We start from the raw sequence: 23,614 nt of genomic DNA, 5'->3' as shown, positions 1-23,614 counted from the left end.
GCGTTAGGTTACTCAGAGTAAAAGGAAATTTAAGTGTCAAATAATGTAGAAAAACTAACCTTGCTTGAGGTTATATTAGGCTCAAAGGTTGTCGTTCCAAAATTAAATATTCAAGGTAATCAAAATAGCAACATTCTAAATATTGTATCGAGTGATCTATTTTCTGGCTTAAAACATTACTTTGATACATCTGCACCATTTTTTCAAACAAGTCTGCCATTGGAAAGAATCGTCAGGTACAAGAACGGAAGTTTTTCTTCGATGGAAAAATCCGTGAAAGGTGGCTTTTCACAGCATCAAGGTTTCGAAATTCTTAATGGTATGGATGTCGTGCAACAATTGATGACATGTGTTATGCCGATGCTAAACCAAAGATTAACATCTATTTATTCCGATTTAATTAACCAAAACAATCATTACTTAAGTCAAATTCAGGATCAATTTATTATTCCTGAGATTAGTAAATTAAAGTCAATTGCTGAATTTATTCAAGATGTATCTGAAGAGATACAACATATTTCTAAATCAAATAATCTGAGTATTGCGACGCTAACAAATATCCAGCAACGCCGGATAGATTTAAAGCAGGTATTCCATACGTTCATAACGCGTCTAGAAGATGGGGTAAATACACAGTTTTTTGATCCCCAAAGCATAGCTAATAACTACCTAATTGCTAGGTATGCTCTGTCTAATTACATTGTATCTCTTGTATTAGAGTGTATTGTATCTGGGAATATAGATGATGAGAGTGTTCAAAGATTAGAAGAAAAAGTTGAAAAGTGTTTTAACGACTTAAATGATATAACATGGAAACTTTCAGATATCTTAGAAAATCGTAAGTTCACCAACGCTAACGAAATTAACAACATTAATTCATTTTATCGTTGGTCATACGATTATATGGCTCAAAACCAACTCCACAACCTACATAATCAAAATTATTGTATTGATAATATTAAAAATAGAACTCTTTCATATTTTGATATTGAGGTTGAAAAGCAGAGGTTAAAAGATTTTGTCAATGCTCGTCACGATTTTATTAAAACTATTAGGATAACAGAATCATAAACCTAACAAGGCGTTTCAATTGACAAAATATATGTCAATTGAACTTTGCGTTATTCAAATTCAAATAAGTAGAGAGCAATTTGAAAATTATCATTAAGTTATTATCAGTATTAACATTATTGATCTCAGTCGCATGGGCAGTTACTGAATTTACATACGAGCCTTTAATCGTATCGCTTGGAAGTGTAGCTGCATTTATTGGGGTGTTTTATCGTGAAAAACAAAAGAGAAAATTTTACGCCCGTGAACAAGCTGCATTGTTTTATGGTAAAATTGCTAATGACTATGATGAACGCAATACTCAGTTTTTGAAAGAATCGCACATCAATACAGTTAAGCATTTGAAAAAGGCAATTGATGAACTAGATTCGGCTTCAGTGCTTGATTTGGGTGGTGGTACAGGCATCAATGTTGCTGCTCACTTCTTTAACCGAACAAACGTAACATGGAATTACGTAGATGCTTCGTCAGAAATGAAAACTGCATTTGAAAAAAATGTAGAAATGGCCGATTTTAAATTTACAACAAAGATGTCCGACTTAAACGAATTCTTGAATTCCTGTGAGGAAAAGTTTGATGCGATTGTAGTATCGTTTGTTCTAACCTCCCTTCCATATCCGTTTGATATCAAGAAAGCGGCTTCACTACTAAAACCTAATGGTTCTCTTATAATCGCGGATATTGAGCCAGAATATACAGCTAAGTTTCCTGAGTATACGGTAAGGGTTGGTACAGAATATCACTCGCTTTTAGTTAGCCCAGTCAACGCTCTTGACTTAATCGAAAAAGGATTGAATGAAAATTTGCAGTTGAAATTTTGTCAAAGCATTAAAAAAAACGATGGTCAAAGATATGCCTATGTTGTACACATGACGCAACCACTTGTATAACACATATGAGCCCTTCTCCGGTCAATAGGCAATAGCATTTTTTTGGCTGCGCCAGCAGCCAATGCTCTCGAACAACAAAGTCGTCTACTTCGTTCTGTCATTTCCGCCATTAAGTCATTGCTTACGGCAAACACATATAGAAGGTCTCTTACTGCGGTCTCACCCCTGCCTGCCAATCTTGTGACAGGGCCATTAGACATTATTCGGTTAACCCAAGCAGGCGCTATTCAAAAAGAAGGCTTGGATAGGCAATGACTGTTTGTGAACAGCCACGGGCCAAAAGGACAGAAATCTGGTATCGTTGTCCTTCGGTCAACTGCTGGTAACTCATGGTAATCACGTTTTGATTTTGGCGATGAGAAGCGTACCACTATCAGCAGTTGACTTCCTCTCGCCCGTTTAACCATGAGTGTTGCACTTATTATCTGAATTCAGGGGCGCCCAGTAATAACAGCAATTTAGTAAATGAGCACCAAGTCTCGATAACGGCTACACCATTGCCGAGCCATACCTACGCATTTCTGTGATAAGTAGTAGACAAATGTGCAATTCATCACTTCACTCCCCCCAAAACGCACAATATGATAATAGTAGATTATAAACTGGAAACATCGTATGACTTAGAGCTCCTTAAAGGCTGTTACATTTTATAGAAACAAGCCATTTGTAGGTTTACAAGGGACCTCTTTAACCTAGAGAGTCATGCGACGGAGACTATTGAAGCAGTTTATCAACTAAAAATGCCAACTTAAAAGCATGAGGTTCCGGTTATGCATATCGTTTATGGAGATACTATTAACGATGTAATAATGAAAATCCTAGAAAAGGTACTCACTGAAGGTACCTGCCTATCAACGAGGAACGGAGATGCTTTAACCATCTATGATGCTAGTTTGATCTTACATAATCCAAGATCAAGGCATCTAAGTCTATTGGGCAGGAAAAACAATATCTTTTCCACTTTTGCTGAAGCTATGTGGGTTCTCGCTGGTGATAACCGAATTGAACCATATCTAAAGTTTTTTCTCCCAAGAGCACCTAAATATTCAGATGACGGAGTAGTTTGGCGCGCAGCCTATGGAGAAAGGCTATATGCTCATGGGCAACTAGAGCATGTCATAAATCAATTCAAAAAAGATGGCATTTTCACACGACGAGCCGTCCTTAGTTTATACATGCCTGACAGAGACACCGACGAAAGTCTAAAGAATGTATATAACTTACAAAACAGCGTAGATATTCCTTGCAATAACTTAATACATTTCTTCGTTACTCCGGACAAAAAATTAAATATAAAGATCATACAAAGAAGTGGGGATCTTATATTTGGTATAAGTAATATCAATATTTTTGAATTTAGTCTACTTCAAGAAATAGTAGTATCAGTTTTACAAAACGAAGTAGATAGTGAAATTAAAGTTGGATATTTACATCAATCAGTAACAAATCTACACATATATAAAAAAAGAATAGAACAAGCCAAGAATATATATAATAACAAGGAGAAACAACAAACCAAGATACTAAACAATGACGAAATAAAATTCCCTAACTCACTACCTAGAATAAAGTCATTATTTATTGATATAGTTGAATTTTTTAATACTATTATTACAGAAAGCCATAATAAAGAAAGAATTCCAGAAGAAGTTAATATTTTAGAAGGTATTTTTGAAAAGTATTGCGTAGAGAAAGAAAAAAACTTACTTTGGGGATACGCAGAAGCAGTTCTATCATATATACATCAAGAGAAATTCAATCAACCCATTGTGATAAAAGATGATTTCAGTGATGACTTTAATCTCAGTATAAGTTCAAATTACTTCAATAAAACCAATGAGGGAAATATATGAAAATTGCATTCATGGGTGTGTCCGGAAGTGGTAAAGATTTTCTAGCTAGATATCTAATAGATGAACATGACTTCATTAGATTATCTTTCAGTGATCAATTGAAAGAACTAGCCAACCACATTTACCCATGGATGGAAAAGGACTATTTTCCCGAAGAAAAAACGTTACCAATAAACATTACATTGTCCACTGGTGAGTCAATCAAACACACCCCAAGAGACATTTGGCTACATCTTAATAAACTTAGAGAAATAGAAGATAGAATATTCATCAGAATGCTATCAGAAGAATTAATTAACTTGGAAGAAAGATACAAAGAAAATCAAAATATAATCATTACTGATATAAGATCTAACGACGAATTTATATGGTGTAAGAATAATGGATTCATAGTAATTTACATAGAAAGAAGCAACAATAATTATGAAAAATATGACATTGACAAGTATATAAATTTAAATAAAACAAAAGCGGATTATCAGTTTATAAATAATGAATATGGAATGGGTGATTTTAAAACCTTCATAGAAGAGGTGTTATCTAGTGGATATTAAAAATGATCAGCTCTTCTGTAATGTAAGAGAGAGGAAGATAAAAAACTCTAAACCAGTTTTAAATGATAGTGTTATTCGAGAATGGTTTCATCATCAAAGGGAGAGAACATCAATCTATTACAAAAAAGAAATACTTTGTCTCCCTCCTTATTGGACAGATGATGAAATATTGAAGAATTACAAATTTGTAAATACAAAAAGAACTTGGGATAGAGAAACGAAATGGTTGTTACAAAATGTCATCAACAACCATTCAGTAAGCTATGATAACAAAATACTCAACTCATTTTTATTTCGAGTTATAAACAAGAGTGATACTTTAAGAGAAATAAATGCACCATTTGATTTTTCAAAAATGAACATAAAATACATTAATGAAACAATCAGAGAACAGCTCAATAATATATCTTTAAAAAATCCAAACTATGTTTTTTTCAGTGCAGCCTACATACTTGGAGGACCCAAAGTTAACTTTGGTAAATTTCTAGAGGAAATAGAAGGTAAAACTGAAAAAAACATGATTTTAAGGATGATAAAATTTGTTTTTTACAACCAAGATAAAATAGTAAATGGCGTAAATTTTTCTGCAAACCAACTAGAAGTATTTAATCACCTAAAGTCATTTTCAGGAATTGGTGATTTTCTCGCCTACCAAATTTTCGTAGACTTAACATATATAAATAAATTTCCTTTTACAGAGATGAATTTTGTCGTATCAGGTCCAGGATGTGAAAGGGGAATAAATTGGATATTTTCCGACAGAGACGGAATGAATAGCGAAGAATGTCTTTTCTGGTTTACTTTAAATCAAAATAAAATATCAGAAGAGTATAAAGAAAAATGGGATATGGATAAAATATTCCACTTTCTCCCCAAAGAAGAAAGAAAATATACATTAATGGACATGGAAAATAGCGGTGCATGTGAGATCGATAAAAGATGTCGAACTAAGTTTAATAATAAGAGACCAAAGCAAAAATATTATTACCAAGATAATAATTTAAAGTTATTTTAATGAATATAAATAACCAATAAGGGTTTTCTAATGGTTAAAGAAGTCAAGAAAAATGTTTTTGTGAGCCATCATCACAAAGATGATGCTAGTGTTGATGGAATATCACGTCTAGCAGCGGGAAAAGGTTACCAGTTACGAAATAGTTCTGTAAGAATGAAACCTGAAAATGAGAGACGTGTTGAAGAAAAAAAGGTTAGTGATAGGACTATAGCTCGCTTGCTTAGAATGAAAATGAGATGGGCAAGTCAGGTAATAGTTGTTATAGGGAAAGAAACACATACTAGACCGTGGGTAAACTGGGAAATTCAAGCTGCTCATCAACTTGGAAAACCTATCATTGGTGTGTACGAGAATGGTTTAACAGGAAATGTAACACTACCCGAAAACCTCGAAAAATATGCTACATCTATCGTTTCTTGGAGAGGCGAGGCTATTATAAATGCATTAGAAGGAAAAATTAGCTTTCAAAAACCTGATGGTACAGAGCGTGATAATATACAAGGGGGTAATGTCGTATGCTAATTGAACCTAGCTCTATTCTTTATGCTTATGCAATAACGCGAGATTTTGGTTTCGCCCCTAACCCATTCCATGGTTTTTGTACTTTAGCAACATGTAAACCAGACATTAGAAACACTGCTAAGGTAGGTGACTGGATACTAGGAGTTGGTGGAGCAAACTTAAAGAACGCGAAAAAGAAGTGCATTCTATTAATGAAAGTTACTGAAAAAATGAGCTTTGATGATTATTGGGATGATCATAGGTTTTCTATAAAAAAACCAGCAAGAAATGGGAGTCGTGTTCAGGTCTTAGGTGATAACATATATCATAAGGATAGAAATGGTGAATGGATTCAAGAAGACTCTCATCATAGCAATCCTGATGGTTCATTTAATATTACCAATCTATATCGTGATACAAAAGCGAATCAAGTGTTGATTTCAGACCACTTTTATTATTTCGGTGATAAGGCAATTGAAATAGATTTAGGATCAATTGGGTATAATCGAATTAGAAACTATAAAAAAATCTCTTTAGACAAATCAGAACCCGCTAAAAAGATAATAGAAGAAATCGATATTAAATTTCACAGTGATAAAAACATTATTATTTCCGACCCATGTCAGTTTTCTGACTTTTATAAAAGAGTGGACCAAGGAACTGGAGAGCTTTATTAAATTTTGGTTGTTATTTTTTATAAATAACCATTCTAAGATTAATGTAAAAATGGAATATCTATGATGGACTTACGGAAAAAGGCATTTCTAAGAGATTTGGAAAAAGAACTCGCTGAAGAGAATGTTGCTGTTTTTGCTGGAGCTGGAATGTCAGCAGGATCAGGTTTTGTTAATTGGGCCGAACTTCTTCGTCCCATAGCTGAAGAGCTAGGTTTAGATGTTGATAAAGAGAATGATCTCGTTGCTCTTGCTCAATATCATTGCAACGATAACGCTAACAATCGAAGCCAATTAAATCAAAGACTGATAGATGAGTTTTCACGTAAATCAATAGAAACAGAAAATCACCGAATTTTATGCCGCCTACCAATACGTACTTACTGGACAACCAATTACGATAAAATAATCGAAAATGCGCTTGAAAAATCAGGGAAAGTTTCTGATGTTAAGCACACTAATGATCATTTATCAACAACAAAGCCAAAGCGTGATGCTGTTGTATATAAGATGCATGGTGATGTAGAACATGCAAGCCAAGCTGTATTAACAAAAGATGACTATGAACGCTATCATGTAAAGATGGATCAATATTTGGCCAATCTTAAAAGTGACCTCATTTCTAAAACATTTATATTCATAGGTTTTAGCTTCACCGATCCAAACTTGGATTATATTCTTAGTCGAGTTAGAGTTGCTTACGAAAAAAATCAAAGAAGACATTATTGTTTCATTAGAAACATAAAGAAAGATAAAAATGAGGAAGAAGCAGACTTTGAATACAGAAAAAGAAAACAACTTTTTTTCATCAAAGATTTAGAGAGATTCAATATAAAGACAATTCTTGTAGATGAATATGAAGAAATTACTGATCTTCTTATAAAACTAGAAATAAAATACAAATCAAGAACTATATTCATTTCTGGAGCTGCTTGTGAGTATGGAGATTTAGAAGAAAAAGAAGCATTAAGGTTTGTCTATGAACTAAGTAAAATGCTAGTGAAATATAATTTAAGAATTGTTTCTGGGTTTGGTGTTGGAATTGGCAGTACTGTAATTTCTAGCGTGCTTGAGGAAACCTTTAATAACAAACTGGCAAAAATTGAGGACCATCTTGTCTTACGGCCTTTTCCTCAATCCACAGAAGGAGAACAACCTTTAAGCTCTCTATGGACAAAGTATCGCGAAGATATGATTAATTATGCGGGCATTGCTTTATTTTTATTCGGTAACAAACAAGCTGGAAACGATATTATTTTATCAAACGGCATGCGTGAAGAATATGAGATAGCAAAAAAGCAAGGACTTCTTCTGCTTCCGGTTGGCTCTACAGGTTACATGGCTGAAGAGCTTTGGACTGAGTTAAACTCTGAGATCCAAAAAAGAACAGACCTGTCGTTGAGAATGAAAGAGCTATACAAAAAATTAGGGACTGAAAAATTTAATGCTAATAACGTAATTGATATAATAATGGAGATTATATCTTTAAGAGACGAAGAACAGTAGATCTAACCCTCCCTGTTTTAGTGGCATTCTAAATTAGAGTTTTTCCTACTTTCATGCCTTGCTAAATACTCCCAAGGGGTCAGATCATCGAGTGAGTCATGAGGGCGTTCATCGTTGTATTCCTTCATCCATTTTTCTGTCAGGTCTCGGACTTCGCTCACGGTTTTGAACACGTACATGTTGAGTATTTCTGTCCGATAAGTTCGGTTAAATCGCTCTATATAGGAGTTCTCCGTTGGTTTGCCTGGGCGAATAAATTCCAACTCAACTGCGTTCTCTTCCGCCCATTCAGCCAGCGTGGTCGAGATGAATTCAGGGCCATTATCCATGCGAAGCTTATTGGGGTACCCTAGCCAAGCAATAATGCGTTCTAGCACCCTTATAATGCGTGGTGCTGGCAGATTGAGATCTACTTCAATCGCTAGCACCTCACGGTTGAAATCGTCCACGACATTGAACGTACGAAAGCGCCTGCCGCAGAGCAAAGAGTCACTCATGAAATCGATAGACCAGCAACTGTTGATCGACTCTGGACATGCCAATGGTGCTGGATTTCGTTTTGGTAGGCGCTTTTTTCCCTTGCGCCGTAGGTTTAGCTTGAGCGAACAGTACACTCGATGGACTCGTTTATGATTCCATCGGTGTCCCCAGCGCCTAAGTACTTTAAATAATTTGCCAAAACCTTAGGCAGGATAACGCTCTGCTGCGTCCTGCAACGTCGCGATAACCTCATCATCTCTATGCGGATCTGGTCGGTAACGATAGACTGAGTCGCTAATGCCAACTACGCGGCAGGCCATTCGCAAACTGACCTGATAGTGTTTGCGAGCGTAATCGACAAGCTCGCGCTTAACCGATGGCCCTACAGCTTTTTTTCCAGAATATCTTTAACGATACGGTGCTCAAGGCTTAGGTCGGCAAACATTTGCTTGAGCCTCCGATTCTCATCCTCAAGCTCTTTAAGCCGTTTAACATCTGACGCTTCCATCCCACCATACTTGGACTTCCAGTTGTAGTATGTCGCATCAGAGATGCCACATTCGCGACAGACTTCGTTGACCTTTCGGCCTGCTTCGACTTCCTTCAAGATCTTTACGATTTGTGTTTCTGTGTAGCGTGATTTTTTCATCATGCGTTCTCCGTTTGTTTCAGTGTAAACGGAAAAACTCTAATTGCTAATGACCAGTTTTTTGGGGAGGGTTACAGTGACATTAGCCAATTAATTAAGGTATTAGAGGAGCAGTTAAATCTAGCTGAAAGCGTTGCTACTCAGATTGTCACTAAGGGCTTTATGGCTTCATATACAAGTGCAATGCTACTTCTTTCTGCCGTGAGTTCGCTCTCTTTCTTCATTCTTCTTTTTAAAATGAAAGGTGCAAACCTAGCCTCATTTGAAGAGAAACGTCAGATTTAGTCTACGGAAGAAGAATTTATCCAGTGTTCTCCGGTTCCTACGTCGGAGTATGTGAACGAGTACGATCAACTACCATGCTTGTTGTTACGACGAAAAACGCAGCCCTGAGGCTGCGTTTTGTCTATCTAGCTCAATGAAACCAAGCCTGGATTATTTAGTTGGCTCGATAACCAGAGGCTCCCAAGTAGCGGTGGCGTTGCCGCCAGCACCGACGTGATCTTGGTAGGTACGGTCTTTGAGGAGGGTGTAATACACGTCCACAAAGTCATCATCGTTGGTGAGCCAGCCGTCGGGGATGGCTTCGATGATCTTACCGGTGATTTTGGTGATCACGCCGTAAGCTTGCACTTCAAGATCGGGGATTGCTGCAATGATATCGCTAGCAATTTCGTTGAGTTTAAGCGCCAGCTCTTTGTAGTTGGTGCCGTCGTCTTGTTCCATCAAGATAACGTCCGCGGCGCCCCAACGATAACGGTCCCAGTGGATCATTACCTGATTAGGATGATAGGTGGTTTTGTCGTAATCCAAATAAGGCATATCCACAATGTCGAGCGTCGGTTCGTCACGGCTTGGGTTCACACCGGTCACAATGGCATACACTTCCGCCGCACCTGAGATCCAAGGTTCTTTGTCATCTTCAAGGCGAATCGTTTTCAGCACTGTGGTGTGAATGGGTTGTGGCTCTGCTGCCATCATCGGGGCGCTGCGACGGACTCGCGGTGCTGGGTTTTGCTCTGCGAGGGTGCGGCGCATCACTTCTAGGCCAGCTTTCAGTGAGGCTTTGCCATTGGTGTCGACCACTAAGACAGGACGGTCTGGCATTTGGTAGACGTCGAGCCAGTGGGTATTGCCTTCAATGTCAAATGCTTCGATTTGGGTCCATGTTTGCTCATCGCCAGCAGGTTCAAAGGCGAACAGCGGCGATTGACCCGCTTGCCAGCGTGCGAGCATGCTTGGGTCGGCCAAGCGAACTTCGAGCAACTGGTCGGCCACTTCTTCGACGCCTTGCGCTTCACGCAATGCACGGTCGGCGCTGTATAGCTGCGAGTCAATGCTGCGTTTACTGCGCGCGCTACGCGTTTGGGGCTCGGTGAGTGATGAGAGTGACGCGCTTAAGCTGTAGCTGTTAATGCTACGGTGCAAGGTCGGCGCAATCAGCTCGTACTGTTGGCTCAGTTGTTTGGCGGTATCGCGCTTGATCTCAACCACGGTGTTGTCTGCACTGCCGGCAAAAGCAGGAGCAAGAACTTGAGTAAGACCGGCAAATAGCAGCGAAATCAGTGTTTTTTTATTCATCGCATTTCCTTTTTGTTGTGTTCCAACTGACGTTAGCGAGGCTAACGCTTTGTATCTTGCGATGCTTGTCTTCAAACACGCTATCTCTAATAAAAAGGGCTGTGAACATAGTTCACAAAAAACATGAAACTCTAATGCGAAATTAGTAATTTTTGGCAGTAGAGTAAACACTCAATACAAAAAAGGAATGATAAAAGTAGGGGCTTTGTTTAAGCATCAAAATCGAATAGGTGAGAGTAACGCGCTGAATTATTGAGTGATTTAATAGTTATTAGGTGATAAATCTGGCAAAAAATAAAAGTCAGAAGTGAGAAGGCACGCTGAGCGTAAACATGATGGTAGCCGGTAAAACAGTAAGCGGTGGCCGAGACAACCGGCCACCGTTGGGTCAGGCGAAGTCTTAGAAGGTGTAATTGAAGCCTAAAAAGGCTTGATGGGTGTCTTCAAAGGTAATGCGTTGGCCTAGCAAGACATTGTCGTCTTTTTCGAGTTTTTCGTAGCGGTAGCCAAGCTCGAGACTTAAATGCTCGGTAAAATCGTGACCAATACTGGTGCTGATACCGGTCGCGAGCCCATTGGTCTTTTTTTGTCCTTTTTGCGTGCCACCCATAGCGCTAACAGAGTAATGAATTTCGTTTTCGTAATGGCCAACTCGTGCCCCAATACTGAGATAGTTTTTTGGCATAAAGTGGTACAGGTAGTCAGCCCCTACACCGTATTGGTAGCCTTCTCTGCTCATTTTTGAATTGAATTCATTGTTACTCGGGAAGAGGTGATACGAAACTTCGGTTTCGCCATTACGCTGCAAAAAGCCATAAATGCGCACGTTGGGGCCAAAATAGCTACCGACTTTCAGCGTCGCCATACCACCATCATCAATATCGTTTGCGAGCTGTTTTGTTGTATTGCTATTGGTGTCGCTACCAAAGCGAATATAGCCAAGCTCACCGCCTACATAGAGACTGTTTTCAATATCCCAATGCCATGTAGACGTAAACTGATAGTCATCATCGTTCATCGAAAGTGGGGAGAGAATTGTTGCGTTTTGTGGCACGGTTTTGAGCGCTTGAATGACTTGCTCTTGCTGAGTTTTAGTCATTTCAGCCCATGTTGTAGGCGCAGCAAAGAGGCTGATCAGTGCGAGCGATAAGTACTTCATTTTCATGGATAGCTTCTTTTCTTAATGGTTAAGTTGGGGCCCGATCCATAGGCGGTGTGACGTGTTTTTATGTGATCCCTGTCTAAAAGCGGCGGGAGTATATAGCGGGTTGAGAGGAGGGGCAATCTTTATCTTTTTTCAGCTTAACCCTTTGTAATTAAAGAATTTAAAAGCCGCTGACAAGGCAGCGGCTAACAGGCGGTTAGATACCGTCGCGTTCAAGCGGGCAGCTCATGCAGCGCGCGCCGCCGCGACCTCGTCCGAGCTGATCGCCGGGCACAGATAATACCTTGATACCGGCTTTATCATACTTTTCATTAGTGTACGTATTGCCTTCGTAGCCAATGACAACGCCAGGACGTACGGTTAGCACGTTGTTGGCGTCGTTCCATTGCTCACGCTCGGCCGCGTAGCTATCACCACCGGTGGTAATGATATTGAGTGGGCCGACATCCAGCGCTTTTTCAATCGCAGTGAGGTAGCAAGATTGCGCTTCCACGTTCAGGCTGTCTTCCCCTTTGCGGGTTAAGCGCCAGCATGGCAAATCAGGACGCATTACGGTGGGGTAGACCGAGAAGGTATGCACATCCATATGGGTCATTACGGTATCAAGGTGCATACACGAGCGGCTTTTCGGCAGTTGTACCGCAATCACTTCTTTGGCTTGACCACTAAACAGCAGGCTTCGCGCCAATTGTTCAACCCCTTGAGGCGTGGTGCGTTCCGACATGCCAATTAAGACGGCGCCGCGGCCAATCACTAATACATCGCCGCCTTCAATCATGGCGTTGTCGTAATCACGCACTTCATCACCGAGGTAATTAATGAACTGGCTTTCTGCAAATTCGGGATGCCAGCGATAAATGGCGCGCAGGTGATTGGTTTCACGTTGGCGTGCAGATTTTGCCATTGGATTGAGTGAGACACCGCCATATACCCAGCAGGACGTATCTCGAGTAAATAAGTGGTTCGGTAGCGGCTCAATCACGAAATCGGTTTTGTCGTGCATCGCTTGCATCATTGAGGATGATTGCACGGGCAAATCAATGTAGCTTAATCCGCCGAGTAAAATGTCGGCGAGTGCATTGTGATCGATATCGGCCATGTAGGCGCGCACGTCGTTGGCAAATTGGTAGCCGAGGCGGTATTGGTTGAGTTGGGTGTCGAGTAGCCATTGTTTTGCTTCTGGCACGGCGAGGGTTTCAACCAGCAAATCATGAAGCAAATAAACCTGCACCCCTTCGTTGGTTAAGGTGCGGGCGAACATATCATGCTCTTCTCCGGCTCGTTCCACCGCCAGAACATCATCAAATAACAGCTCATGGCAGTTCGATGGCGTCAGGTGGTTTAACGCTCGTTCAGGGCGGTGAAGCAATACCCGCTTCAGTTGCCCAACTTCTGATCCAACGTAAAACTCACTCATGGTAGGTCCTCTTTTTCCTTTCTACGGGCCAGGCAATGAGACAGACTACATCGCCTTACACACGTCATTGTGTGTCACCAGTGGTGCGGGGAGTGCAGGTCTTGCTCGAGGGACGGGCGTGTCTCATGTCCTCCTTGGATGGTCGAATAATGACAACCTTCTGAAAGCAGGTCAATGTTACAATTCACTAACAATCCCAGCGAACTAGCAAGGTCACAGAAAATTCATCAACTTGGCGACTTTCTGGTCAGTTTGCCTTTTTATCAACGTGGCAATTTTTGCTAAACCGTGCCATATTGCGCCCCACATTCACTATTTGGAGTCGCGGCATGTCACTGGCAGAAATGATTCAAGAGCAACAAGAAGATACTCGCATGATTATTGAGGAGCTTCTGGCGGATGGAAGCGATCCGGATGCGCTTTACACCATTGAGCATCACCTATCGGCTGCCACGTTTGCTGAGTTAGAAGATGCCGCTGTTGAGGCGTTTAAACTGGGCTTTGAAGTGGCGGAAGCCGAAGAGCTAGAGCTGGAAGAGGGCGGAACCATCGTCTGCTTTGATGCGGTGATGGAAACGGCACTCAATGCCGAGCGTATTGATGAGCAAGTAGAAAAGCTAATGACGCTTGCTGAAAAACACGATATCGATTACGACGGCTGGGGCACGTACTTTGAGTCGGGTGAAGACGAAGACGGCGACGACAACGAGTAAGTCGGCCATCCATCCTGTTTTAAAAGCCACGATATATCGTGGCTTTTTTAATGATGATGCCCCAAGTGCCGCGGTGCGGGGTTTACCGTATGACGACGCTGCCATACCTTTTCGTGGAAGAAGTAGGCAAGGGTGTTGATGCTTGGCTCAACCAGTGCCAGTGCGCCACCGACCAACCAATCGCCACTGATCACATAGCCCACTAAGAAGGCAACGTTAAAGTGCACCACCGCAAAGCTGGCGGTTTTCACCACGGGACGTGCGCGGCGGCTCAGTTGCCAGAGCTTTTCATGAAGATAAAACGCGCCGGTATTGACGGTGGGCTCTGTCATCGCAATCAAGCTACCGATGATGATATCGCCCGTCAGCACATAGGCCACGGTAAAGGCGATAGAAAAGTGGATAGCGGCAAAGCTTAATGTCTTCTTCATGGTGTAGCTCCTTCACGGCAACACGCGTTTAATCAACACTGACAGTATGTCGTGTCTGTGTCTATAAATAAAAACGGTTCTCACTATCTTTTAGATAGGGCGGAGCTATCAAGTGTGGCGGGTTTTAGCTGCGGCGTGCTGAGTTGCGGATGGGAGAGAATAAAAAAACCACGCCAGATGGCGTAATGCCGATCAGTTAAGCAAAAAATGATCGGTTGAACGATCCTGAGAGGGTGTCAAAATCCGAGTGTTTCTGCACACTCGGATTTTTTATGTTCTTAAGACAAGCCCTCGACCGAATACATCAATTCTCTGCTGACCAACTCAATGGTCTATCCGATCTCCTTTGCCCTGAACTCATTCACCAATGTCTTGAGGACACAGGCGTCGCGACGATTCGTAAGCGTAGGCTCCCCATGGAATTGATGGTATGGAGCGTTGTGGGAATGTCACTTTATCGGCATCTATCGATGAGTAAGGTGGTCTCTCAGCTAGATATATTGCTACCGGGCAAGAAACCCTTTGTTGCGCCGAGTGCGGTTATCCATGCCCGTAAGAAGTTGGGGCACAAGCCAGTCGAAGCGGTGTTCAACCAAACTCAGCAATTGTGGCATGAGAAGACCCCACATCCTGACTGGTACGGACTCACTTTACATGCTGTTGATGGCGTAGTTTGGCGAACACCAGATACGGCCGACAACGATAAGGCTTTTAGCCGAACCGGTAATAAAACAACGACGTCAGACTATCCTCAAGTTCGCATGGTCTGCCATATGGAATTAACGAGCCATCTGCTTAACAGTGCTGCCTTTGACTCCGTCTCCGTCAGTGAGGTTGACCTGACCGCTCAGCTTATCGATAAAGCCCCAGATAATAGCCTCACCCTGTTTGACAAAGGCTTTTATGCCTTAGGGCTTCTCCATCGTTGGCAAAGCCAAGGTAAGGAGAGGCACTGGCTAATTCCGTTACGAAAAGGGGCGCAATATAAGACATTGAGAAAACTGGGGCGTGGTCAGGAGCTAATTGAACTCTCGCTAACTGCTCAAGCGAAAAAGAAATGGGCTGATGCGCCAGATACACTGGAGGCGAGACTCATTACCACCAAGGTCAAAGGGAAAGAGGTCAAACTGCTGACGTCAATGACCGACCCCAAGCGGTATATAGGGGCCGATATTACAGAGCTCTACAGTCATCGTTGGGAAATCGAATTAGGCTATCGAGAGATGAAGCAGTACATGCTTCAAAATAGCCTTACGCTAAGAAGTAAAACACCGGCGTTAGTTAAACAGGAGCTTTGGGGGATGTTGCTCGCCTACAACCTACTGCGTTTTATGATGTGCCAGATGGCGTATTCATTGAACACGGTAATGCCATACCAAATAGGCTTTAAGCAGGCATCAATATTTTTAGTGAGTCAGTTGCAGATGCTCCCGGCTGTCGCACCTGGAAGATACCCAGAAGTGCTCCGATATATCCTCGACATGGCAGAGAGCTTTGTACTTCCAGAGAGGCGAGAGAGGACATATCCAAGAGCAGTGAAGAAAAGGCCCAATCGCTATGCGACTAGGCCTTCTAAAAGACGTAACTCAGCTTAATTCACATGCATTACGCCAGATGGCGTGGTTTATTGCGAAGGTCTATCGATGTAAAACGTCCGACGTCAACGCTTGATTTATAGCGCCGCAATCGTGGTTTTTTGCTCACCCAGTTTGGTGAGGCTGACACGATAGTTATCGAGTTTTTCGCGCTCTTTGGCGACCACTGCTTCAGGGGCTTTGGAGACAAAACTTTCGTTGCCGAGTTTCCCTTCGATGCGTTTGATCTCGCCTTCTACTTTGGCGATTTCTTTATCCAAGCGCGCCAGTTCGGCATCTTTGTCAATCAGACCCGCCATCGGGATCAAGATTTCTGAGCTACCGACCAAGGCAGAGGCACAGGCTGGTAAAGATTCACTGCCATCCAGTACCTTGAAGCTGCCAAGTTTGGCAAGGGCGTGCAAGGTCGCGCTGTTGGTGTTCGCACGAGCGGCATCGCGTTCATCAGCGGCTTTCAGCATCACCTCAAGCGGCTGGCTTGGCGCAATATCGTACTCAGCACGTAGGTTACGGATGCTAACGATAAACTGCTTCATCCACTCAATGTCTTCTGACGCTTGGGTGTTCACGCGGCTAGCATCGAATTGCGGCAGTGGCTGCTGCATAATGGTATCGCCTTCCACACCGTCAACCAGCGGTTTAACACTTTGCCAAATCGCTTCGGTGATGTAAGGGATCACCGGATGGGCCAGACGCAAGGTTTTTTCCAATACCGTGATCAGGGTATAGCGGGTGGCACGTTGTTGTGCTTCGTCGCCTTTCCACAGGACAGGCTTGGTAAGTTCCAAGTACCAGTCACAGAATTGGTGCCAAATAAACTCATACAACACACCCGCCGCCATATCGAGACGATAGTTGTCGAGGTGGGTGTTGAAGTCTTTCGCCGCTTGCTGGAACTGAGATTCAATCCACTGATCAGCCAGTGAGAATTGCATCTCGCCGCCGTTCATGCCGCAATCTTGATCTTCGGTATTCATCAGCACATAGCGGCTGGCGTTCCAAAGTTTGTTACAGAAGTTGCGGTAACCTTCAAGGCGCTTCATGTCCCAGTTGATGTCACGACCGGTAGAGGCCAGCGCTGCGAGGGTAAAACGCAGTGCATCGGTGCCGTGGGCTTCGATGCCGTTTTCAAACGTTTTACGGGTCGCTTTCTCAATTTTTTCAGCTAGCTTTGGTTGCATCATGTTGCCGGTGCGCTTCGCCACCAACTCATCGATGCCAATGCCGTCAATCATGTCGAGAGGGTCAAGGACGTTACCCTTAGATTTAGACATCTTGGCGCCGCTTTCGTCGCGGATAAGGCCGGTCATATAGACCGTCTTAAAGGGCACTTGTGGCTTACCATTTTCATCTTTGATGAAGTGCATGGTCATCATGATCATGCGCGCCACCCAGAAGAAGATGATGTCAAAGCCTGACACCAATACGTCGGTCGGGTGGAAGGTTTTCAGCGCATCGGTGTTCTCTGGCCAGCCTAGGGTACCGAACGTCCAAAGTGCCGATGAGAACCACGTATCCAGTACGTCATCGTCTTGGCGCAGCGTTACGTCGTCTGCCAGTTGGTTTTCACGACGGACTTCGTCTTCGTCACGGCCAACATAGACATTGCCTTGGTCGTCGTACCAGGCAGGAATGCGGTGACCCCACCAAAGCTGACGAGAAATACACCAGTCTTGTACGTCACGCATCCACGCAAAGTACATGTTCTCGTATTGTTTCGGTACGAATTGAATGTCGCCATCTTCTACCGCTTTTACGGCAGGCTCTGCCAGTGGTGCAGTACGTACGTACCATTGGTCGGTAAGCATTGGCTCAATGACGACGCCGCCACGATCGCCGTATGGGACAGTGAGATCGTGATCTTTGATTTCTTCCAATAAACCCAGTGCGTCAAATTCAGCCACGATCGCTTTACGCGCGGCAAAACGCTCCAAACCTTGGTAGTTGGCAGGAATATCGGTTGGGTAAGCATTGCTTGGCTGACCTTTGTGATCAAACACTTCAGCACTGTCGCGGATATCGGCGTTCAGCGTGAGAATATTGATCATTGGCAGCTGGTGGCGCTGGCCCACTTCATAGTCGTTGAAGTCGTGCGCTGGGGTGATTTTTACACAGCCGGTGCCTTTTTCCATGTCAGCGTGCTCATCGCCCACGATAGGGATACGACGATTCACCACTGGCAGCAACACGTGCTGACCAATCAGGTCTTTGTAGCGCGGGTCTTCTGGGTTAACCGCAACACCGGTATCGCCCAGCATAGTCTCCGGACGGGTGGTGGCAACCACAATGTAGTCTTTGCCTTCGGCTGTTTTCGCGCCATCGGCAAGTGGATAACGGAAATGCCACATGTGGCCTTTCTTGTCTTTGTTTTCCACTTCGAGATCGGAAATCGCGGTGTGCAATTTCGGATCCCAGTTCACCAAACGCTTACCACGATAGATAAGATCTTCTTGGTAAAGGCGAACAAAGACTTCTTTAACGGCATTGGAAAAGCCTTCATCCATGGTGAAGCGCTCGCGATCCCAATCGACAGAGGCACCGAGACGACGCAACTGTTGAGTGATCGTGCCGCCTGATTCGCCTTTCCATTGCCAGATCTTGTCGACAAACGCGTCACGACCGTAGTCGTGCTTGGTTTTGCCTTCTTCGGCTGCGATCTTACGTTCCACCACCATTTGTGTTGCGATACCGGCATGGTCGGTACCCACTTGCCACAAGGTGTTTTTGCCTTTCATACGCTCGGCACGGATCAAGGTATCCATAATGGTATCTTGGAACGCGTGACCCATATGCAAGCTGCCAGTGACGTTTGGCGGCGGGATCATGATGCTATAGGCATCTTTGCTGGTATCACCATGAGGTCGGAAATAGCCCGCCTCTTCCCAGCGCTGGTACAGCGCTTTTTCAATTGATTGTGGGTTATATGTCTTTTCCATAGCGCTCTTGAAAGATCGTCAAGGTTTGGGCGATTGGTCGATGGCAAGGGTTTGAAGTTGCAGGCCTGCCAGTCGGTATGCTTTATATCGGTGACGCGCGTGCTGTTTGAGCGTCTCATCGCAAGGGACGAAGTCTACCACTTGTGCAAACGAAGGCGCAAAATTTGATGCCTCTGTCGCCAAATTGATTAGCACGCTGCGGTGCCCGGAGTGACGTACACCGGGCCAACCGATTTCTACGGGTGCACCACCTCGTGGTCCTTCTCCTACCAAATTATGGGGAACAAACGTATCGGCGTCGCGCTGCCATAAGGCATCATCCAGTTGATGGGCCTGTTGCTGGTCGCGGGCGGCGAGATAAATACGTTGTCCCTGTTGATAGTAATAGAAGGCCAAATGAATCGCGGTGTCTATTAACGTTTGTTGTTCGCGCGCTTGTTGTTCGGGCGTCAATCCATCGTCAGATGACACGCCGTCGGGTGGCGCCAACAAATAAAAGGTGGCGGTGGACATATACGCTCCTAAAGTTGAGAAACGGCCTCCGTCCCAAAAGTGTGGTGTCCGGTCAAGCGCGGGATAACCAACATAGCGGATTGTGCGCGCTGACACCAGTGTCGATTAAAGTTCAGACAAAAAAAGGAGGCCGTTTGGCCTCCTTGGCAATTACTCGACCACTTCGAGGCCAGAGCGATTCAATAAGAACTGCACCAGCAAAGGCACCGGGCGACCGGTTGAGCCTTTTTCCTTGCCGCCGCTTTTCCATGCGGTACCGGCAATATCTAGGTGCGCCCAGTTGTATTTCTTGGCAAAGCGCGACAAGAAACAGCCTGCAGTGATGGTGCCACCACCTTTGCCGCCAATGTTGGCCATATCGGCAAAGGGACTGTCGAGCTGCTCTTGGAACTCGTCAGTCATCGGCAGACGCCAAGCGCGGTCACCCGCTTGCTCAGAGGCATTGATGATTTCATGCGCCAGTGGGTTCTGGTTGGCAATCAAAGCACTGATGTGATGGCTAAGGGCCATGATGCAGGCGCCGGTTAAGGTGGCCACATCGATCACACAGTCTGGCTCATAGCGTTCAACATAAGTCAGGGCGTCACACAAGACTAAACGGCCTTCAGCATCTGTGTTGAGCACTTCCACGGTTTGGCCTGACATGGTGGTGAGAATATCGCCGGGACGATAGGCTTGGCCATCAGGCATGTTTTCACAGCCGGCGAGCACACCGACGACGTTAAGCGGTAAGTTGAGCTCAGCAAGGGCACGCATCACCCCAAAGACAGACGCAGCACCGCCCATGTCATACTTCATTTCGTCCATGCCTGCACCGGGCTTAATGGAAATGCCGCCTGAATCGAAGGTCAGTCCTTTACCGACCAACACAATCGGTTTGGCGTCTGGGTCAGGATGGCCTTTGTATTCCATGATTGACATCATCGACTCGTTTTTCGAGCCACGGCCAACCGCAAGGTAGGAGTGCATGCCGAGCTTTTCCATTTCTTGCTCGCCGATGATGCGCGTGGTGACGGTATCAAAGTCGTCAGCCAAACGACGGGCTTGCGAGGCGAGATAGGCAGGGTTAGCCACGTTGGGTGGCATATTGCCCAAATCTTTACACGCGTTGACACCTGAAGAAACGGCTAAGCCATGCGCAATCGCACGTTCACCCAAATTCAATTCACGACGGGTTGGTACATTGAACACCAACTTGCGCAGTGGGCGACGGATTTCTGGCTTTACACTCTTGAATTGGTTGAAGGTGTAGAGGGTGTCTTTGGTGCTTTCAACGGCTTGACGGACTTTCCAGTAGGTGTCACGGCCTTTCACGTGCAGCTCGGTTAAGAAGCACACCGCTTCCATCGACCCGGTTTCATTGAGGGTGTTGATGGTTTTTTTGATAATCTCTTTGTATTGGCGCTCGCCGAGTTCGCGCTCTTTACCGCAGCCGACCAGCAGGACACGCTCAGACAGGACGTTCGGGACATGGTGTAGCAGGAGCACTTGGCCTGGCTTTCCTTCCAAGTCACCGCGGCGCAGTAAGGCACTGATATAGCCGTCACTGATTTTGTCGAGTTGCTCGGCGACGGGTGACAGGCGGCGAGGTTCAAATACGCCCACGACAATACAGGCACTGCGTTGCTTTTCGGGGCTACCGCTCTTTACACTGAACTCCATTTGTACTCCTAGATCCTAAAGACAATTGAGACCAAATGTTGGATAATGCCGCCTCTATGTTGTTGAACGCTCTATTGCGCCCGGATCAGCCGGCGGTCAACAAATGGCCGAAAGATTAGAAAACAACTAATTAAACCAGAAACTATAGTTATTCGAGTAAAAAAACAAGTTTTCCATAGGTGCCTTCGCTTTGATAATTGTTCGATATTTGATCCGGGAGACGGTTAAGACACAAGTTGCAGTTTTATTTGTGTTATTTCTGGTCTTTTTTAGCCAAAAGTTTATCCGTGTTCTTGCCAATGCGACAGAAGGGTCGATTCCAAGTGATCAAATTATCACCTTGGTGGGACTCTACATGCCGTCCATGGCCATGTTGATGTTGCCGCTAAGTTTGTACATTGGGATATTGATCACCTTTGGTCGCTTGTACGCGGAAAGTGAAATCACGGTGATGAATGCCACCGGGATTGGTAACGAATTTTTGATCCGCGCCGCACTGTATTTGGCACTGATCACAGGTTCCGTGGCCGCCTTTAATGCGCTATGGCTAACACCTTGGGCCAATAACCAAGAACTCAAGGTGATGGAGCAACTGGAGGCAGAGTCGGGACTGGAGCTCTTGGTACAAGGCCAGTTCCAGAGTGCACCGTCTGGACAAGCGGTGATTTTTGTCGACAACATCGAAAACGACGGCAAGACCTTGAACCGTATTTTTGTCGCTCAGCCTGTGCCGCGCGAGTCGCTACTGCCTAACGTGGTGGTGGCGGATAAAGGCTATATCTCGGAGTTGCCAGATGGGCGTCAGGTGCTTGATTTAGTCGATGGCACCCGCACCGAAGGGATCCCCAGTCGCCTTGAATACGGGGTGACGACCTATAAAAACTATCAGGTATTGATTGGTCAGCGTGAAGTACGTGAAAAAAGCCGAGATTGGGACGCGGTACCGACCTTGCAACTGTTTGGGGAAAGCAGCTTAAAAGCCCGTGCCGAGCTGCAATGGCGGATCTCACTGGTCCTGTGTATCCCGCTGATGACCATGATTGTGGTCCCCTTGTCATCGGTGAACCCTCGCCAAGGACGCTTTGCCAAGCTCTTCCCTGCGATATTGATTTATCTGGCCTATTTCTTGTCTATCAGTGCAGCAAAATCCGCGGTCGAAGATGGTGACTTACCCGCGCAAATTGGGTTGTGGAGTGTTAACGTCGCGGCCTTGTTACTCGCGGTTATTTTAGCCAGTTGGGACTCATTACCTATGCGTAAACTCAAAGCCAGTTTGAAAGGAGCCGCCTGATGTTTCGCATCCTAGATTGGTATATCGGCCGCACCCTGATCGGCACCTCATCACTGTGTTTGGCCACACTGGTTGGATTATCCGCCATCATCAAGTTCGTCGAACAGCTGCGTTCGGTCGGGGATGGCGCTTACACCATGGGCAAAGCAATTTTCTACGTGCTACTGAGCATGCCGCGTGACATTGAAATGTTTTTCCCTATGGCAGTATTGCTCGGCGCCCTGATTGGACTTGGGATGCTAGCGTCCAGTTCTGAGCTGGTAGTAATGCAGGCGGCGGGTGTGTCGAAACTGCAAATCGGTATGTCGGTGCTGAAAACCGCGATCCCCTTGATGCTGATTGTCATGGTGCTTGGTGAATGGGGCGCGCCTGATGCGCAAAAAGCCGCGCGTGAGCTGCGTTCGATTGCCAAATCCGGCGGGAATGTCATGTCGGTACGACGCGGGGTATGGGCCAAAGATGGCAATGATTTTATTTATATTGCTCGGGCCGACGAGCAAGACAACCTCAATGGCGTAAGCATCTGGAAGTTTGATGATAACCAAGTGATGACCAATGTGGTGTTTGCCGAACGTGCCGACTACCTCGATAAAGACAGTTGGATGCTCAAAGATGTCACCATTACGCGCATGCAAAATCACACCGCCTTTACTAATGTGAAGCAAGACCAACTGGTGTGGAAAACCACGCTCACCCCCGATAAATTGGCGGTGGTGACGGTAAAACCGGAAGAGCTGCCGCTGTCTGGCTTGTATAGCTATGTCACCTATCTGAAAGCCTCGCAGCAGGATGCGTCGCGCTATGAGCTCGCGTTGTGGCGAAAAGCGGTGCAGCCGCTGTCGATAGCGGTGATGATGCTGTTGGCACTGAGCTTCGTGTTTGGCCCGCTTCGCAGTGTCACCATGGGTGCTCGAGTACTGTCTGGGGTGATTTTCGGGTTCGGTTTTTATATTGCCAACGAAGTGTTTGGGCCGATGAGCTTGGTGTATAAGCTGCCGCCAGCGTTAGGGGCTGTGACGCCGAGTTTGATTTTCTTGGCCGTCACCTTGCTACTGCTTAGACGCAAATTGTAGCCACCGCATCGATACATGACGAAGACAAAAAAGGCCAAGGTATG

At 44.6% G+C, this 23,614-nt stretch carries 19 protein-coding genes and 2 pseudogenes; 12 read left to right on the top strand and 9 right to left on the bottom strand.

The features are described from left to right. The first annotated feature begins 33 nt into the window (after window positions 1-33). Together E8E00_RS11630 and E8E00_RS11625 are read left to right on the top strand one after the other, a co-directional pair. The gene (locus E8E00_RS11630; protein ID WP_096630743.1) at window positions 34-1,071 is read left to right on the top strand and encodes a hypothetical protein; all 1,038 of its coding nucleotides are present in this window, start codon (window positions 34-36) and stop codon (window positions 1,069-1,071) included. Window positions 1,072-1,151: 80 nt separating this feature from the next. Continuing rightward, the gene (locus E8E00_RS11625) at window positions 1,152-1,961 is read left to right on the top strand and encodes a class I SAM-dependent methyltransferase (RefSeq protein ID WP_096630745.1); all 810 of its coding nucleotides are present in this window, start codon (window positions 1,152-1,154) and stop codon (window positions 1,959-1,961) included. A gap of 247 nt (window positions 1,962-2,208) precedes the next feature. On the opposite strand, the pseudogene E8E00_RS17165 reads toward E8E00_RS11625, so the two are convergent. Then, a pseudogene (locus E8E00_RS17165) lies at window positions 2,209-2,292 on the bottom strand (helix-turn-helix domain-containing protein); the annotation flags it as partial. 478 nt (window positions 2,293-2,770) lie between these two features. Between E8E00_RS17165 and E8E00_RS11620 the strand changes: the two are divergent. From E8E00_RS11620 to E8E00_RS11595, 6 genes are read left to right on the top strand one after another with little or no spacing between them, the layout of a single operon-like run. After that, window positions 2,771-3,814 carry a thymidylate synthase gene (locus tag E8E00_RS11620; protein WP_240531924.1) on the top strand — a complete coding sequence of 348 codons (1,044 nt, stop codon included), beginning with the start codon at window positions 2,771-2,773 and terminating at the stop codon, window positions 3,812-3,814. Next, window positions 3,811-4,368: an adenylate kinase gene (locus tag E8E00_RS11615; protein WP_096630750.1), complete on the top strand. Its 558-nt coding sequence runs from the start codon at window positions 3,811-3,813 to the stop codon at window positions 4,366-4,368. The genes E8E00_RS11620 and E8E00_RS11615 overlap by 4 nt, the downstream gene beginning before the upstream one ends. Continuing rightward, the gene (locus E8E00_RS11610) at window positions 4,358-5,383 is read left to right on the top strand and encodes a nucleotide kinase domain-containing protein (protein ID WP_096630753.1); all 1,026 of its coding nucleotides are present in this window, start codon (window positions 4,358-4,360) and stop codon (window positions 5,381-5,383) included. The genes E8E00_RS11615 and E8E00_RS11610 overlap by 11 nt, the downstream gene beginning before the upstream one ends. Before the next feature lie 30 nt (window positions 5,384-5,413). After that, a complete protein-coding gene (locus E8E00_RS11605; protein WP_096630755.1) occupies window positions 5,414-5,905 on the top strand; it encodes a TIR domain-containing protein in 492 nt (163 codons plus the stop codon). Continuing rightward, window positions 5,899-6,561: a hypothetical protein gene (locus E8E00_RS11600; RefSeq protein WP_096630757.1), complete on the top strand. Its 663-nt coding sequence runs from the start codon at window positions 5,899-5,901 to the stop codon at window positions 6,559-6,561. The genes E8E00_RS11605 and E8E00_RS11600 overlap by 7 nt, the downstream gene beginning before the upstream one ends. A 60-nt stretch (window positions 6,562-6,621) precedes the next feature. Continuing rightward, the gene (locus E8E00_RS11595; protein WP_096630759.1) at window positions 6,622-8,064 is read left to right on the top strand and encodes an SIR2 family protein; all 1,443 of its coding nucleotides are present in this window, start codon (window positions 6,622-6,624) and stop codon (window positions 8,062-8,064) included. A gap of 17 nt (window positions 8,065-8,081) precedes the next feature. Here the strand turns inward: E8E00_RS11595 and E8E00_RS11590 are convergent. The 4 genes and pseudogenes from E8E00_RS11590 to arcA form a co-directional block, all read right to left on the bottom strand. Further along, window positions 8,082-9,193 (bottom strand): annotated as a pseudogene (locus E8E00_RS11590) (IS3 family transposase). Between the two features lie 435 nt (window positions 9,194-9,628). Continuing rightward, window positions 9,629-10,774 (bottom strand): DUF3103 family protein, encoded by a 1,146-nt coding sequence (locus tag E8E00_RS11585; protein ID WP_069587980.1) that lies wholly within the window; start codon window positions 10,772-10,774, stop codon window positions 9,629-9,631. 400 nt (window positions 10,775-11,174) lie between these two features. Then, window positions 11,175-11,939, bottom strand: coding sequence for an outer membrane beta-barrel protein (locus E8E00_RS11580; RefSeq protein WP_096630761.1), 765 nt, complete (start codon window positions 11,937-11,939; stop codon window positions 11,175-11,177). 196 nt (window positions 11,940-12,135) lie between these two features. Then, the gene (arcA, locus tag E8E00_RS11575; RefSeq protein WP_069587982.1) at window positions 12,136-13,356 is read right to left on the bottom strand and encodes an arginine deiminase; all 1,221 of its coding nucleotides are present in this window, start codon (window positions 13,354-13,356) and stop codon (window positions 12,136-12,138) included. Window positions 13,357-13,685: 329 nt separating this feature from the next. On the opposite strand from arcA, the gene rraB reads away from it, so the two are divergent. Continuing rightward, window positions 13,686-14,069 (top strand): ribonuclease E inhibitor RraB, encoded by a 384-nt coding sequence (gene rraB, locus E8E00_RS11570; RefSeq protein ID WP_077455376.1) that lies wholly within the window; start codon window positions 13,686-13,688, stop codon window positions 14,067-14,069. A 47-nt stretch (window positions 14,070-14,116) separates the two neighbouring features. Here the strand turns inward: rraB and E8E00_RS11565 are convergent, their stop codons facing one another. Next, entirely contained in the window at window positions 14,117-14,500 is a 384-nt protein-coding gene (locus E8E00_RS11565; RefSeq protein WP_096630764.1) for a DUF2061 domain-containing protein, read from the bottom strand. Window positions 14,501-14,772: 272 nt separating this feature from the next. Here E8E00_RS11565 and E8E00_RS11560 point away from each other — a divergent pair, with 272 nt between their 5' ends. Beyond that, window positions 14,773-16,095 (top strand): IS4 family transposase, encoded by a 1,323-nt coding sequence (locus tag E8E00_RS11560; RefSeq protein ID WP_096629381.1) that lies wholly within the window; start codon window positions 14,773-14,775, stop codon window positions 16,093-16,095. 77 nt (window positions 16,096-16,172) lie between these two features. Here E8E00_RS11560 and E8E00_RS11555 read toward each other — a convergent pair whose 3' ends face one another. From E8E00_RS11555 to pepA, 3 genes are all read right to left on the bottom strand, one after another. Further along, entirely contained in the window at window positions 16,173-19,031 is a 2,859-nt protein-coding gene (locus E8E00_RS11555) for a valine--tRNA ligase (RefSeq protein WP_096630766.1), read from the bottom strand. 18 nt (window positions 19,032-19,049) lie between these two features. Further along, window positions 19,050-19,544, bottom strand: coding sequence for a DNA polymerase III subunit chi (locus tag E8E00_RS11550; protein ID WP_096630768.1), 495 nt, complete (start codon window positions 19,542-19,544; stop codon window positions 19,050-19,052). 150 nt (window positions 19,545-19,694) lie between these two features. Next, window positions 19,695-21,206, bottom strand: coding sequence for a leucyl aminopeptidase (gene pepA / locus E8E00_RS11545; protein WP_077662354.1), 1,512 nt, complete (start codon window positions 21,204-21,206; stop codon window positions 19,695-19,697). Window positions 21,207-21,396: 190 nt separating this feature from the next. Here pepA and lptF point away from each other — a divergent pair, with 190 nt between their 5' ends. After that, window positions 21,397-22,497 (top strand): LPS export ABC transporter permease LptF, encoded by a 1,101-nt coding sequence (lptF, locus tag E8E00_RS11540; protein ID WP_077455372.1) that lies wholly within the window; start codon window positions 21,397-21,399, stop codon window positions 22,495-22,497. After that, on the top strand, window positions 22,497-23,570 hold the full coding sequence (gene lptG / locus E8E00_RS11535) for an LPS export ABC transporter permease LptG (protein ID WP_069586583.1): 1,074 nt from the start codon (window positions 22,497-22,499) through the stop codon (window positions 23,568-23,570). Before lptF ends, lptG begins: the two co-directional genes overlap by 1 nt. Window positions 23,571-23,614 lie beyond the last annotated feature (44 nt).

The sequence above is a fragment of the Salinivibrio sp. YCSC6 genome (assembly GCF_004916735.1).
Lineage (GTDB): Bacteria > Pseudomonadota > Gammaproteobacteria > Enterobacterales > Vibrionaceae > Salinivibrio > Salinivibrio proteolyticus.
This window is presented reverse-complemented; position numbering and strand designations above follow the sequence as displayed.

Coding starts and splice junctions, on each gene's coding strand:
- E8E00_RS11565 (WP_096630764.1), bottom strand. CDS start 14,500: ATGAAGAAGACATTAAGCTTTGCCGCTATCCACTTTTCTATCGCCTTT.
- E8E00_RS11615 (WP_096630750.1), top strand. CDS start 3,811: ATGAAAATTGCATTCATGGGTGTGTCCGGAAGTGGTAAAGATTTTCTA.
- E8E00_RS11600 (WP_096630757.1), top strand. CDS start 5,899: ATGCTAATTGAACCTAGCTCTATTCTTTATGCTTATGCAATAACGCGA.
- E8E00_RS11585 (WP_069587980.1), bottom strand. CDS start 10,774: ATGAATAAAAAAACACTGATTTCGCTGCTATTTGCCGGTCTTACTCAA.
- E8E00_RS11595 (WP_096630759.1), top strand. CDS start 6,622: ATGATGGACTTACGGAAAAAGGCATTTCTAAGAGATTTGGAAAAAGAA.
- E8E00_RS11620 (WP_240531924.1), top strand. CDS start 2,771: ATGAAAATCCTAGAAAAGGTACTCACTGAAGGTACCTGCCTATCAACG.
- E8E00_RS11580 (WP_096630761.1), bottom strand. CDS start 11,939: ATGAAAATGAAGTACTTATCGCTCGCACTGATCAGCCTCTTTGCTGCG.
- E8E00_RS11605 (WP_096630755.1), top strand. CDS start 5,414: ATGGTTAAAGAAGTCAAGAAAAATGTTTTTGTGAGCCATCATCACAAA.
- lptG (WP_069586583.1), top strand. CDS start 22,497: ATGTTTCGCATCCTAGATTGGTATATCGGCCGCACCCTGATCGGCACC.
- arcA (WP_069587982.1), bottom strand. CDS start 13,356: ATGAGTGAGTTTTACGTTGGATCAGAAGTTGGGCAACTGAAGCGGGTA.
- pepA (WP_077662354.1), bottom strand. CDS start 21,206: ATGGAGTTCAGTGTAAAGAGCGGTAGCCCCGAAAAGCAACGCAGTGCC.
- E8E00_RS11560 (WP_096629381.1), top strand. CDS start 14,773: ATGTTCTTAAGACAAGCCCTCGACCGAATACATCAATTCTCTGCTGAC.
- E8E00_RS11555 (WP_096630766.1), bottom strand. CDS start 19,031: ATGGAAAAGACATATAACCCACAATCAATTGAAAAAGCGCTGTACCAG.
- E8E00_RS11550 (WP_096630768.1), bottom strand. CDS start 19,544: ATGTCCACCGCCACCTTTTATTTGTTGGCGCCACCCGACGGCGTGTCA.
- rraB (WP_077455376.1), top strand. CDS start 13,686: ATGTCACTGGCAGAAATGATTCAAGAGCAACAAGAAGATACTCGCATG.